The following is a 268-nucleotide window of genomic DNA, read 5'->3' on the forward strand; positions in this document are numbered from 1 at the left end:
TTTATGACTCGGCTGGGTATAAACAATGTCGTGTACGGAAGTCGTGAACTGTTCAACGCCAGCGCCGCATCACAAACCGACAAGCTTGTGGTAGACAGCAAGTTATATTCAATTCACTTGCGTGCTGGCGACGCATACATTGTAATGAAAGATTTTGTGGGTTCGGAGAATTACAACGACAACTGAGTAGTCGAACAGTTACTCGGCGATGGCGGCAAAGTCCAATGACGGCATGTGAATCTCCTTGTTTCAACGATGCCGTCGGTGG

1 protein-coding gene is annotated in these 268 nt (G+C 47.8%); it reads left to right on the forward strand.

Features of this window, described 5'->3' with window-relative positions:
* Positions 1 to 186, forward strand: a 186-nt coding sequence (locus SB752_RS32545; RefSeq protein WP_410719518.1) for a hypothetical protein, incomplete at its 5' end; no start/stop codon positions are given.
* Positions 187 to 268: the final 82 nt, after the last annotated feature.

Origin of the sequence: Brevibacillus sp. SIMBA_040, assembly GCF_046535075.1 — a bacterium.
In the GTDB taxonomy this organism is placed as follows: domain Bacteria; phylum Bacillota; class Bacilli; order Brevibacillales; family Brevibacillaceae; genus Brevibacillus.